Below are 12,651 nucleotides of genomic sequence, written 5' to 3'. Positions count from 1 at the left end.
GCTGTGCCGCTACGCGGCACGGGGTTCGGGAGAGAATCCGTGGCTTCCTGTTTCGTCGCGCTGTGCCAGGACGAGTCCTGGTCTGACCTGCGCTCCACAGGCTGCAACCGCCAGTCCGGCGGCCGTTTTCACGTTGATCGCGGCGTTGTGGTCCCGGTCATGGAGGGTCCCGCAGGCGGTGCAGGTCCATTCCCGGACGTTCAGGGGCTTGGGCCCGTCCTTGGCCCCGCAGGCCGAGCAGACCTGGGAGGTCGGTGTGAACCGGCCGATCTTGACCAGGGTCCGGCCGTACCGGGCCGCCTTGTACTCCAGCATGGCCACGAACGCCGACCATCCGGCGTCGTGGACACTCTTGGCCAGTCTGGTGCGCGCGAGTCCTTTGACCGCCAGGTCTTCCACACCGATCGCTTGGTTGTCGCGGATCAGCTGAGTGGAGAGCTGGTGGTGGAACTCCCGGCGGGCATCGGTCACTTGTGCGTGGGCGCGGGCGACCTTCAGGCGGGCCTTCTCGCGGTTCTTGCTGCCTTTCTGTTTGCGGGACAACTCCCGCTGGGCCTTCTTGAGTTTCTTCCCCGCGCGGCGCAGGAACCTGGGGGAGTCGATCTTCGTGCCGTCGGACAGGACCGCGAAATGGGTCAGGCCGAGGTCGATGCCGACCATCTGGTCGGACTCGGGCATCCGGGTGGCGTCGGCGTGCGGATCGGTGTCGACGACGAAGGAGGCGAAGTACCGCCCGGCCGCGTCCTTGATCACGGTGACCGAAGAGGGCTGTGTGGGCAGAGTCCGTGACCACTTCACCCGCACCGCCCCGATCTTCGGCAGGTTCAGCCGCCCGGAATCGGTGATCGACCAGCGGGCGTTGGCCGTGAAGCGGATCGACTGCCGCCTGTCCTTGCGGGACTTGAACCGGGGCGCACCCACCTTCGCGCCCTGCCGCTCACCCTTGAGGGAGGCGAAGAAGTTCTTGTAAGCGGCCTCCACATCGCGCAGCGCCTGCTGGAGCACGACGGCGGAGACCTCACCCAGCCAGGACCGGGCCTCGGTCCGTTTCGCCTCAGTGATCAACTTCTTGGACAACTCACCGGCCGCCGGGAAGGCCTCGCCCGCTCTGCGGGCGTCCTCCCGGGCGCGCACCGCGTCGTTGAACACGACGCGGGCGCACCCGAACGCCCGCGCCAGCGCGGCGCGTTGACCGGCATCCGGGTACAGGCGGAAGCCGTACCGAAGCTGCATGACCGCCACGCTAGGCACTTGAGTTACCGGCGGCATGCAGAAGATCAGAAGTGGTCGGCACTGTGTTTTCGTGATGCATGTGCACTTGGTCTTCGTGACAAAGTTCCGGCACAACGTATTCACGGACGATCACCTGACGCGGATGGAGGAGATCATGCGGTCGGTGTGCGCGGACTTCGAAGGCGAGCTGGTGGAGTTCGACGGCGAGGACCACTACGTCCACCTCCTGGTGAACTTCCCGCCCAAGGTCGCCGTCACCAAACTCGTCAACTCCCTCAAGGGCGTCTCCCCCAGCCGCCTGCGCCAGGAATTCCCCGACCTGGTACGCCACTACTGGCGGGCCAACAAGCTCTGGTCCGGTTCCTACTTCGCCGGCACCGTCGGCGGCGCCCCGCTCTCGGTGGTCAAGCAGTACATCGAACAGCAGCACCGGCCGGTGTGAGCATCGCCCGGCTCCGCCGGACCAGCCATCGCGGCGCTCCGCGCCACGGTGGTGAATACGCGGCATCCGGCTCCGCCGGACCGGAATCCGCGACGCTCCGCGTCGCCACCATCAGATTCGCTTCACCCCCGGCCTGAAGGCCGGAGCACTGCGAATGAATCCCGGTAGCGACACCGAGTGCCACGGCAAGGTACTTGCGCAGGGTCGAAGTCATGGCCGAACGCTAGTTTCGCCCCCAACGGGACGCGATCCGATGCACCCCACGATCGGAACGGGGGATAACCCCCCAGCGGACCGTTGCCAGTGTGGTGGGACCTGCCGGCCGCGGTGTGACGGTTCTCGGTCCTGCCGGCACCGCCAGGGCGTGCTGGGGTGCTGGGGCTTCGGGATCACCTCATGGCCTCTTGTGGACTCACCTCGGCGATACTCCTGAATCGGTCTTGCGATCGGCAGGAGACGCTCTGAGCACACTGGGGACGCGTCTCTGGAAAGCTGGCTCGGAGGAGAGACGGTCGATCTGCGGGGACAAAGTGCCGATGTGGGAGCCCTCTCAGGTGGTTCTTCAGCGCCTCCAGGCGATGTTCGTGCGGTCTGCGGACGCGTTCGGTTGCCAGGCCGTGGATGGGGTGCAGGCTGAGGGCTGGAGGGGCCGGACTCTGGGTGGCCAGGTGTCCGCGAACGGGCTCGCCCGGTGGCTTCGGGTGGTTGTCGCGCCGGTAGACAAGGTCAGCGAGAAGCTCTGGACGGGCAACGAGTCCGCGCAGGTCATCGTGGGGGCGTCCCGGCCGGAGTTGCTGGGGGTCCGTGATTGGGCCGAGGAGGGTCTTCGTTTCCGTGCCGAGCTTTCGACGTTCGTCGAGGACGGTCCGGTCTCCGTGACCCCCGCGTTGCAGGGGCCTGTGTGGTCGTCGGAGAGCTGGTGGTAGGGGCTTGAGATGTCCCTCTGATCGTGGCCTTCCACCCTAACCCCCCGTCCGAACGGCCCGTACTGATCGAAGCGTTGGCTGTGTGGGGGTGGGCCGTCGCGCACGGCGGCATCCCCCTGGACTACGCCGCTCAGGCCCTGGCCGACCACCCGTCCTACGTGAAGCACACCGGAGCGCCCGATCCCACCGAGTTCGAGCGCCGCACGTGGGCTGCCGAGGACCTCACCAACTGGGAGGACGTCGTCGCCCGGATGGCCTGGCCTGGAAACAAGGTGATCCCGCGACGCTGGGGCGTCGAGCGGACCTTCGGCCGGCTCATGCACCGCCGCCGCCTCGCCCGCGACTACGAGACCCACCCGCACCGCTCCGAAGCCATAATCCGCCTCGCGATGATCGACCTCATAAGCAGACGACTGACCCGCGAATCCACCCCGAACTGGTGCGACACCTGACTCCGAACCAAACGCCATCGCCAGGACGAAACGCTCTTTTAACGGCGGGTAAATTCGCGGCGTACCCCGGCACAACCAACTGTCTCTCTGGCGAGTCGTACTGGGCGGCGTGAGGACGTGTACGCCGGTGCCGTATGGGTGTTCCGCTCTGGGTCCGCCGGTGTCATGGCCAAGGGCTCCATCTCCTTCGGCGCCCGCACTCTCGGCACGGTCGCGAGTGGCGCCTGGCTCGGCGACGCGTTCCCGCGCTGATCCCCCGCCCACGCGCCTTATTCTCCGCCTACGTCAGGACAACCATGGCTTCCCGTTCCCTTCCCCGGCGCCGCAGACGGCTCGTCCTCGCCACCGGTATCGCCCTGGTCGGCGGTGCCGTGCTGGTTCCCGTCGTCAACGCCGCCACCCCGGCCGCGACGACCACCGCGACGACCGCCACCACGCCCAGCACCAAGCGCCTGCACGACGACTTCAACGGCGACGGCTACCCCGACCTGGCGATCGGCGCGCCGGGCACCACGTTGAACGGGCAGGCGAAGGCGGGTGCCGTCAGCGTGCTGTACGGCTCGTCCAGCGGGCTGTCGACCTCGCGCAAGCAGGTGCTGACCTGGTCGAGCCGGTCGACGGCGCAGCCACAGACGCGCTACGGCAGCGACCTGCAGAGCGGCGACCTCGACCGGGACGGCTATGCCGACCTGCTGTCGCTCGTGGACATGTCGCCGATCAGCGGCTACGACGGACGTTTCCTGGCCGTCAACTGGGGCGGCCCCAAGGGGCTGTCCGTCACGCCGATCCTGCTGAGGAACGTGCCGGCGAACTCCCGCGGCTCTTTCGTGGTCGCCGACGTCGACGGGGACAAGAACCCGGACGTGGCGGCGTCGGGCGACGACTACGGCGACGAGAACACGCCGGGCGACGGCTCGGTGCTGCACGGCCCATTCAAGCGGGACGGCGGCAGCGCGAGGACGACCCGGTTCACGCTCTTCCCCGGCGAGGAGTGGTACGCCATCGCGATGGCCGCCGGTGACGTGACCGGCGACGGCATTGCCGATCTGGCCGTCAGCGCCAGGCAGCTGGACGGCGAGATCGGTACCGGTGGGGTCGCCCTGCTGGTGGGCGGTCCTTCCGGGTTCACGAACAAGGGCCTTCTCAAGGACGCCCAGGGCCGTCTCATCCGCGGCGACGACGTCGAGATCGGCGACCTCGACAAGGACGGTCACGCCGAGATCGTCGTCGGCCACTCCGTCGACGGCACCGACTACGACGTCGGCTACCCGGTCAAGGGCGGTGCGATCGCCGTCGTCCACGGCGGCCCGAACGGCGTGTCCACCACCCGCAAGCCGGTGTGGATCAACCAGGACACCGCGGGCGTACCGGGCGTGGGGGAGTGGCATGACGGCATGGGCTCGGCCCTGTCGATCGGCGACACCAACGGCGACGGCTACCCCGACGTGGCGACCGGCCTGCCCGGCGAGGACTTCGACGGCCTCACCGACGCCGGCACCGTGCTCGTGCTGCGCGGCAGCGTGAACGGTCTGACCACCACCGGCATCAAGTCGTTCAGTCAGAACACCGCCGGGGTGCCCGGCACCGCCGAGAAGCTGGACCGTTTCGGCAGCGAGACCGCCCTCGTCGACGCCAACGGCGACAAGAAGGACGGCCTGGTCGTCGGCGACTGGGCGGAGAACGCGAACAACGGTGCCGCGTGGGTCTTCTCGGCCACCTCCAGCGGCATCACCGCGAGCGGTTCCTTCTCGTTCGGCCCGTCCACCATGGGCCTGCCCGCGACCGGGGCCCTGTTCGGAGCCTCGGTGGCCGACTGACGGCGACCACATCCAGTGGGCCTCTCGTTTTGGCGGTTTCGGCGGGTGAGGCCGCGGGTCGTGAGGGTGATGCCCGTCCTGGCCTCCCTCGCGGCAGCCGCCTGACGATCTCTCATTTGCCGTTCGGTTCGGCGTCCATCCGACGCCGGACCGAACGGGAAAAACGATCACCTTCACTTCTATCCCCTCGGCGACACCAGTGTCTTGCCGGCCTTCGGGCTGCCAGGCTGCGTCGCGTCCTGATCAACGGGGCCGGGCAGGCCGAGCTGACGTAGTGACGCTCAGGGCGGGAGTCCTTGCCACTGGGCAGCCATCTCCTTGAATGCGTGTCTCCGCATCGAGCGGCCACTACGAAGCGGTAACAGGGAGCAACCGTAAGGGAGTTGTCTTGGTCTAAGCCGCCATGAAGATCTCTTTCCTGCTCCACAACGCCTACGGGATCGGAGGCACGATCACCACCACCTTCAACCTGGCCCACGCCCTGGCCGAGAGCCACGAGGTGGAGATCGTCTCTGTGCTGCGGCACCGGGAGCACCCGAACTTAACCCTGGACCCGAGGGTGTCGCTGCGGCCGCTGGTGGACCTCAGGCAGGAGAAGGAGCATCCGCTGCATCTGAGACCGGCGAGGGTGTTCCCCCGCGCCGAGTACCGGTACCTGCAGTACAGCGAGTTGACCGACCAGCGGATCGGCGGGTGTCTGGCCACGATCGACGCCGACGTGGTGATCGGTACCCGGCCGGGGCTCAATGTGCATCTCGCGCTTCAGTCTCCGCGACACGTCGTACGCATCGGGCAGGAGCACCTCACCCTGGACAACCACCCGCCACGGCTGCGCAACACGCTGCGCCGGGCCTACCGCCGGCTCGACGCGCTCACCACGGTGACCGAGGCGGACGCCGCCTCCTACCGGCGCAAGATGAGGCTGCCTGGTGTACGGGTGGAGGCACTCCCCAACAGCGTGCCGGATCCGGCGCTGCCGGCTGCGGATGGTGCCGCGAAGGTGGTCGTCGCAGCCGGCCGGCTGGTCCCGGTGAAACGTTACGACCTGCTCATCGAGGCCTTCGCGGTGGTGGCTGCGGAACACCCGGACTGGCATCTGCGCATCTACGGCAAGGGTGAGGAGCACGCTCGGCTGCGGCAGCTCATCGCCGATCTCGGCCTGTGGAACAACGTTTTCCTGATGGGGGCGGCGACCCCCATGGAGGCAGAGTGGGTCAAGGGCTCCATCGGTGCGGCTGCCTCCAACTTCGAGCCGTTCGGCATGACGATCGTCGAGGCGATGCGTTGCGGCCTGCCGGTGGTGAGCACCGACTGCCCCTATGGACCCGGTGAGATCATCGAAGACGGCGTCGACGGCCGACTGGTGCCGGTCGGGGACCGTGACGCGCTGGGCGCCGCCCTGCTGGAACTGGTCCGGGATGACGAGCGGCGCCGTCGTTCGGGCCGTTCGGCCTTGGAGAACGCGCGGCGGTTCGCTCCCGGTCCTGTGGTCGAGCAGGCCGAGCGACTGCTCGCCGAGGCGGTCTCGGCGAGAAGGGCAGGGCGACCGATCGCGCAAGAACGCGCCCGCGTTCACCGCGTCCTGGCCGGCCAGGGCTTCGCCGCCCGCGACGCGGCATTCACCGCGGCCGGCCACGCACTGCGCCTGGTTCGGAGGGGACGGCGGTGAGCGCGGAACACGATGGGCAACCACGCGTTGGCTGCGCGGTCGATGCGAACGGCCGGATCACCTTCGACCTGCCGCCGGGGCCGGCCGACGGACAGCAGTTGCTGCTGCGCTGGCGCCCGAAGAAGGGACAGTCCGAAAAGGCCTTCCGTACCCTCGGCCTGGAGCCCGCCGCCGACGGTCGCCGACGCGCCGTCCTGGGCCCGCAACCCGTTCTCCCGGAGGGCCGGTGGGACGTGTATCTGCTCCGGGACCCGAGTTCCGAGCGGCAGCGTGTGCGCCCAGGCCTTCGCGACCTGCGGGCACTCGTTGTGGGACACCTCCGTGATTGGCCGTCACCGCTGGCCGTCCGGATCCCGTACGTCACCAAGGACGGATACCTCGCCGTGCGATCCTGGCTGCGCCCCGCCCACGCGGAGGTCGACGGCATCAACGTCACGGACCGGTCGATGACGGTCCGCGCACGCCTGCACGGCACCTCGCTCCTGGAGGGAGCCGTTGTACGCCTGCGCCTGCGGGCCGGCGGCACGGTACGCACACTGCAGCCACAGGCCGGAAACGACGACCGAAGCTTCTCCTTCACAGTCGACTACGAGGAGTTGGCCGCCGAGGTGAGCGCCGGGAGCGGCGTCTGGGACGTCTTCATCCAGCCGGCGTCGGAAGCACCTCTCATCCGGGTCGCCCGCCTCCTCGACGACGTGGCGGACCGCAAGGAGGTGTTCGTCTACCCACCGGTCACCGTCGGCGGTGCCATCCTGCGCCCCTACTACACAGTTGACAACGACCTGGCCGTAGAGGTGGGGAGGGCTGGTTGAGGCTGCGGAGGAGAAATAGTCAAGACCTGTGGATCTGATCTACCCGGTCGGGGACTTCGCGAGGTAGAGCAGGGCGTGAGACCGTCCCGGCCAGGTGCCGTCGGGTTGGCCGACGTGGACTTGGCTGGCGATCTGTGAGTGTTGCTCAGGCCCGCCCCCGAGGAACGCCTCTAGTTCGAAGACGATGTCGTCGATGTCTTCTTCGAGCTCGCTGGTGCGAGTGGCGATGGAGAAGTGGATGACGACGACGTCTGACCGGGCCTCGACGGCCATGCCGAGCATGCCTGGTCCGATGAGGCCCAGCGCGGCTTGCCCGGTTTGGAGCAGGAGGTAGTTGCGCCGCAGTAGTGTACGTTCTTCGACTGCTGTGAGATGCGGGTTGTAGTACTGCTGGGCGGGGTGGTCCATCCCGGGATGGTAGCGACTCACCTTGAACAGGAGTTTGGTCATTACGCGGCCCGTGACTCGTCACGCTCGACCAGTTGGCCGCCGAACAGCGTCTGGCCCCAAAAGCCGACACGCCGCGCTCACCCTCGCTCTGCCGCCGACACGGGCGGAGCGCATCATGGGCGTGGGCGGCGTCGCCGGGTGCCTCTCGAACTCGCCGGCACTTGTTGTCATGCGGTCACTCGGCCGCCGGCGCCGCCCTTGAGCGGCTGGTCCTCAGCGGCGCCGCTTGCCGCCCCGTCTGCCGTTCTTTCGGTGGCCGCGCTGCTGGACGAGGCCGAGGTGGGCCTTGCGCTCCGGGGGCACACGCTCGGCGAGGGCCTGAAGGGCCGCGAGGCCCTCCCGGTCCGGGTGACCGGAGGCCAGAGCGGCCCGGAGGGCCTCTTCGGCCTCGCGACCCTGTTGGCGTAGTACCTCGCTCACCCCGTCGGCGCCGGTCGCCTCACAGAGCTGCAACAGGCTTTCAGCGACCATGAGCAGACTTTCCGGCTCCGTGAGGTCCTCGGGGGTGAGAATCTCACGGCGGGCCAGGAGGCTCAGCGCGGTGGGAGCCAGCGAGGGGTCCGAACGCAGGCTTCGCAGCAGGAGCTCCCCGTCGTCGAGCGTTGAAACGAGGACGTCCAGCATGGCCTCGGCCCGGGTACGGAACGGCATGGTCCGCACCGCGCAGACGAGCTGCTCCAGTGCCGCGGACCGGTCGCCGTGGACGGCGATCCACGCGGCGAGCTCCACCCGGGCGGACTCAGGATCGTAGTGATCGGCGAGGACGCCCAGCAAGCCGGCCGGCGAGGCCGGGGCAAGCTCGCCGATCAGGGGTGCATCCCGGCCTTCGGCCAGCAGCCGACGGCGCACGGAGTCCGTTCCGAGGTCAGTGAGACGGATCAACTCGACCGGGCCCGAGCTCAGTTCGGATTTCAGTTTCCGGGCCCGCTGAGTGGCCTCGTTATCCAGCTGAGCGTCACTCAAAAGGGCGTCATCGGGCGGGGCGCCGTCCAACAGGGCGTCACCCGACAGGGCATCGTCCAGCAGCCCGGCAAGTCCGGTCGGCATCCCTGGCAGTAGGCCGGAGGGCGTTTCAAAGTCGTCATCGTCCTCGGTCGGTACTCCGGCCCACCCCTCGAGGTCGTTCTCGCGCATCGCCAGATCCGCAAAGACAGGGTCGGCCATCCCCTGATGGCACTCGATCGCCCCGAGCTCCTCCAAAACACCCAGCACGGCGCGCAGATCGTCATCGGCCTGTTCGAATCCGATGGAGCCCGTGGCGAAGACCTCGAGCAGGAAACTCGAGCGGTAGGCGAGGTGGACGGAGTCCCGCAGCCCGGGCCAGGGCATGGGGTACAGGAGGCTGTAGAGGGTTGCCAGTACGTCGGGCAGGACGACGTCGTACACGTCGTTCGCGTCGAACAGCACGGATCCTCCGTACCTGCCGCCGTGCCCGCCCCTCACTGGGCTGGGCAGCTCACGGAACGCGTCGAACGCGCGCCGCCACAGTGCAAGCGGGTCGTTCAGTACAGGCTCGGCCTTGGCCACCGCGCACAGCCTCCCCTTGGCGACTCGTATAAGCCTGGCTTTCTTCGCCCACTCCACGAGGAGGTTGAGTCGTGGCAGGTCCGCGGACGAGCGGACCGAGTCCGTGTCGTCTCCGGTATCCAGCCGCTCTACGAGTTCCTTGGCATCTGACAGACGCAGCCTGCCGGAACCGGTGAGCGTTCTGCGGTCGCGCCCCGCCCACTCGGCCAGCTCGCGCAGCTGCCGCAGGACCGGTGACCGGCCAGCCTGCTCCCGCAAGACGTCGTCGCCCGGGAGCGCGACCGGAAGCTGCGGCTCGGACCGTACGGGCCCGGAACTCCGCACGTGCCGCTCGACGATGGTCTGAAGCACCTCCGGGTCGTAGGGCACCTCGCCACCCTGTGCCCGCCCCACGAAGTCCTGCAACGCCTGCTCGTCGTGGACGTCGACGCCGTGCTCCGCGGCGGTAGTGATCCAGAACTTCGCCAGGCCCCAGAGGCTGCGGTCGGCCATCGCCGCCGCGTAGCGGGGCGCCGCCGCGTCGACGGCCTCCAGAACCTCGGGCAGGGACGCCCCTCGGGGATCGGCAAGATGGACGGCGTCCAGATAACGCAGCAGGCACCGCAGAGTGCCCGGCGCATCGGCGGGCTCCTCGTCGGGAAGTACGGTCACCGTCCGCGGAACCCAGTCGAGCAGGAACTCCTCGATGTTCCGCTGGTCCCACAGCCCCAGCCTGCCGTCCGGCGTACCGAGATGGCGGTAGTCCAGCGCGGTTTCGACGACGAACGGATCGGCGTCGATCCCGTTCTTCCAGGCCCACTGTTCGAACCGGTGGACAAGAAGACCACGAACCGCTTCGTACTCGTTCTCCTCCGCGGGATTGAAGATCATCCGCATGGTTTCCCGCTCTTGTCTTTCGCAGGGCTCTGTCTCGTTGCCCACGCTACCGGCTGTGACGAACAAGCCGGTCCCAGAACCGACAGGACGCCGAGAACAGGTGCGGCAGTGCTGCCGCGGGTGCTCATCACACAGGCGCCCCGGTTCGCCCTGCCGTCCCCCCCGTCAGGCGCACCGCACCTGATGCGTCGCGGTGCGAGCGGAACAACCGTCGAGGTCAAGGTGGGATGCACCATGGAGGAAGAGACGGTGCGAAGGCGGGAGAGGAGGGGTGATGCGGACTAGCGACGAGATCTATCACCGGGTCCGCTGGGACCCGCGGTTCGACCCGGCCCGGTTCGTGCTGGGGATCAGCCAGCGCGGGGATGCCCTCAAACGCATCCCGCTGCCTTCCTTCGTGCCCGGGGGCGACATCCCGTGGCACCGGGTGGTGTTCATCGAGGCGGACGGTGAGGTGGTCTGGGACCGGGCCACGGGTGTGGACTGCATCGACGCGTCGGGCGCCGGCCGGGTGCGGGACACTCAAGCGGACCTGAGCTTCGACACGAGCTCCGGCAGGGGCGAGCCCGTCGGCGTCCTCGACATGTCCCCGACGGCCCGCACGGCGGTGGCCTGGATCCCGCCTGCGGAGCTGTGGCCGCCGATTCAGGACATCCGCCGGGACTACGATCCGCAGATCCACCGCTGGCCGCCGCACGTCAATGTGCTCTTCGGCTTCGTGCCGGAGTCCGACTTCGAGCGGGCGGCCCCGCTGCTCGCCGCGGCGACAGCCGAGACGCCGGTCTTCACCGCCCGGCTGGACGGGGTGCGCACCTTCCGGCACCGGGCGTGCTTCACTGTGTGGCTCGACCCGACGGCGGCCGGCAAGGCACCGTGGGCGGACCTGCACCGCGTACTGCAGCAGCGGTTCCCGCGCTGTCGTGGGCCTGCCAAGAACTTCGCCCCACATCTGTCCCTGGGCCGGACCCGGGATCCGCGGCGAGTCACCGCCGACTGCGTCACCCGGCTCGACGTCATGACGGCGACAGTCTGGGAACTCGTCCTGCTCTCACGCAGGGGCGACGGGCCGATGCGGCCACGGGCCACGGTCGCCCTGCGCACGGGCGAAGTCCGTCGGCTGCCCGCGCCTGACCCCGAAGCGCCGGGCCCGGAGGACACGGCCTGGCTCTCCGAGATCACCGACAGGTGACTGTGAGCTTGATCCTTAACGTCTGGCTTGGTCTCGTTCGTAGAGGGTGCTCGGGCGTTTGACGGTTTTACCCACGTCGTGACGAGCAGCGGGGTGCCGGTTCTTGGAGCCTGGCGGGCGTCCGGGGCCAGCGCGGCTGGGTTTGGGCACGCGGGCCGGGCAGGCCAGGTGAGGCGGAGGTGTCGGAACCCGCGCCGGACGCGAGTCGGGGCGAGAGCGACGCCGGGGCGGGTGGTCTTCTCCCAGGGCTTGCGCTGGTCGGTGGCGAGCGGGGCGGCGAGGCGGAGCTGGGTCCAAAAGCCCCCGGGCCGGCCTCACCCTCTATCAGGTCCTCGACACCCTCCAGAACACCCTGAGGTGCTGGACCGGCATCTGCACCACCTGCCATCAACCCCTGCCCAGCAGGACCCCAAGATCGAGACAGACCTAACGGAGTCCTACTAGAGTCTTCGCCGATCACCGGTATGGCGAGGGGCGGGCGAGAGTGGCGACGACGGGTTCTGGCAAGGTGAGTGGCCTGCCGGTGCCGACCCGGAGCCGCATAATCATCGGGTGGCTCCTGGTCTTGCTGCTGGCCGTCCTGACCACGTCGCTGCTGGGCGCCTTCGACGCCGGCCTGGGCGGGGTCCTCGGAGTCATCGCCCTCATCCTGAGCTACCACCTGGTCGTCCGGCGCCTGATCCTGCGCCGGAACGCGGTGCCCAAGCGGGTCAAGGTCTGCTACACGCTGGCGTCGATCGCGCTCGCCGTAAGCGCCGTCTACGCATCACCCGCCAGACTGGTCGCCTTCGGCAAGGAGGGCGTCGGCTCCATCGACTACCAGGACCGTCAGCAGGGCAGCCACGGCACGTACCTGCAGTGCTACGTCCAGGACCCCGACGGCAATGTCGATCAACTGCCGTCTGGCGGCGCCTGCCCGCACCCAGATGGAACGCCCGTCACCATGGTCTACACCGCCGATGGGATCGGTGGGCCGTTGCTGGGCACGAAGTCCTCCTACACGTATGCGGTCGTCATCTGCGCCGTGGGCGAGCTGACCGGCTATTCCCTGATGGTCGCCGCCGCCGTCATCACGGGCCGCCGGTTCGCAACCTGACGGTGCGCGGCAAGCTGACGTACCAGCTCCGGTCGCCCACGCCGCAAGACTCGCTGTTCCGGTCGCGTTCAGCGCGCGAGCCTGACCGGACACTCCCCGCCGAGGACTGGCCGCCTCCTCTCGCCTCAAGGGCCACGACCAGATCGTCATCGCCAGGCAGGG

At 68.6% G+C, this 12,651-nt stretch carries 9 protein-coding genes and 3 pseudogenes; 8 read left to right on the top strand and 4 right to left on the bottom strand.

Features of this window, described 5'->3' with window-relative positions:
• Nucleotides 1-9 precede the first annotated feature (9 nt).
• Nucleotides 10-1,233 carry an RNA-guided endonuclease InsQ/TnpB family protein gene (locus OIC96_RS01245; protein ID WP_330309751.1) on the bottom strand — a complete coding sequence of 408 codons (1,224 nt, stop codon included), beginning with the start codon at nucleotides 1,231-1,233 and terminating at the stop codon, nucleotides 10-12.
• A gap of 34 nt (nucleotides 1,234-1,267) precedes the next feature.
• Between OIC96_RS01245 and tnpA the strand changes: the two genes are divergently transcribed.
• The 6 genes and pseudogenes from tnpA to OIC96_RS01215 all read left to right on the top strand — a co-directional run bounded on the left by tnpA (nucleotide 1,268) and on the right by OIC96_RS01215 (nucleotide 7,351).
• Nucleotides 1,268-1,675 carry an IS200/IS605 family transposase gene (gene tnpA / locus OIC96_RS01240; protein WP_330309752.1) on the top strand — a complete coding sequence of 136 codons (408 nt, stop codon included), beginning with the start codon at nucleotides 1,268-1,270 and terminating at the stop codon, nucleotides 1,673-1,675.
• A 668-nt stretch (nucleotides 1,676-2,343) separates the two neighbouring features.
• The gene (locus OIC96_RS01235) at nucleotides 2,344-2,601 is read left to right on the top strand and encodes a hypothetical protein (RefSeq protein WP_330309753.1); all 258 of its coding nucleotides are present in this window, start codon (nucleotides 2,344-2,346) and stop codon (nucleotides 2,599-2,601) included.
• 263 nt (nucleotides 2,602-2,864) lie between these two features.
• A pseudogene (locus tag OIC96_RS01230) lies at nucleotides 2,865-3,053 on the top strand (IS5 family transposase); the annotation flags it as partial.
• Nucleotides 3,054-3,349: 296 nt separating this feature from the next.
• Nucleotides 3,350-4,870: an FG-GAP-like repeat-containing protein gene (locus OIC96_RS01225; RefSeq protein WP_330309754.1), complete on the top strand. Its 1,521-nt coding sequence runs from the start codon at nucleotides 3,350-3,352 to the stop codon at nucleotides 4,868-4,870.
• 403 nt (nucleotides 4,871-5,273) lie between these two features.
• Nucleotides 5,274-6,539, top strand: coding sequence for a glycosyltransferase family 4 protein (locus OIC96_RS01220; protein ID WP_330309755.1), 1,266 nt, complete (start codon nucleotides 5,274-5,276; stop codon nucleotides 6,537-6,539).
• The gene (locus OIC96_RS01215) at nucleotides 6,536-7,351 is read left to right on the top strand and encodes a hypothetical protein (RefSeq protein ID WP_330309756.1); all 816 of its coding nucleotides are present in this window, start codon (nucleotides 6,536-6,538) and stop codon (nucleotides 7,349-7,351) included. Before OIC96_RS01220 ends, OIC96_RS01215 begins: the two co-directional genes overlap by 4 nt.
• 39 nt (nucleotides 7,352-7,390) lie before the next feature.
• Here the strand turns inward: OIC96_RS01215 and OIC96_RS01210 are convergent, their stop codons facing one another.
• Together OIC96_RS01210 and OIC96_RS01205 are read right to left on the bottom strand one after the other, a co-directional pair.
• Nucleotides 7,391-7,759: a hypothetical protein gene (locus OIC96_RS01210; protein ID WP_330309757.1), complete on the bottom strand. Its 369-nt coding sequence runs from the start codon at nucleotides 7,757-7,759 to the stop codon at nucleotides 7,391-7,393.
• Between the two features lie 255 nt (nucleotides 7,760-8,014).
• The gene (locus tag OIC96_RS01205; RefSeq protein WP_330309758.1) at nucleotides 8,015-10,198 is read right to left on the bottom strand and encodes a hypothetical protein; all 2,184 of its coding nucleotides are present in this window, start codon (nucleotides 10,196-10,198) and stop codon (nucleotides 8,015-8,017) included.
• A 280-nt stretch (nucleotides 10,199-10,478) separates the two neighbouring features.
• Between OIC96_RS01205 and OIC96_RS01200 the strand changes: the two are divergent.
• A pseudogene (locus tag OIC96_RS01200) lies at nucleotides 10,479-11,318 on the top strand (RNA repair domain-containing protein); the annotation flags it as partial.
• Nucleotides 11,319-11,408: 90 nt separating this feature from the next.
• On the opposite strand, the pseudogene OIC96_RS01195 reads toward OIC96_RS01200, so the two are convergent.
• Nucleotides 11,409-11,686 (bottom strand): annotated as a pseudogene (locus tag OIC96_RS01195) (NF041680 family putative transposase); the annotation flags it as partial.
• 272 nt (nucleotides 11,687-11,958) lie between these two features.
• Between OIC96_RS01195 and OIC96_RS01190 the strand changes: the two are divergent.
• A complete protein-coding gene (locus OIC96_RS01190; protein ID WP_330309760.1) occupies nucleotides 11,959-12,489 on the top strand; it encodes a hypothetical protein in 531 nt (176 codons plus the stop codon).
• The last annotated feature ends 162 nt before the right edge of the window (nucleotides 12,490-12,651 follow it).

Source organism: Streptomyces sp. NBC_00775, from assembly GCF_036347135.1.
Classification (GTDB): Bacteria; Actinomycetota; Actinomycetes; order Streptomycetales; family Streptomycetaceae; genus Streptomyces; species Streptomyces lutosisoli.
Note: the sequence above shows the minus strand (reverse complement) of the source record. Positions and strands in the feature narration are given on the sequence as shown.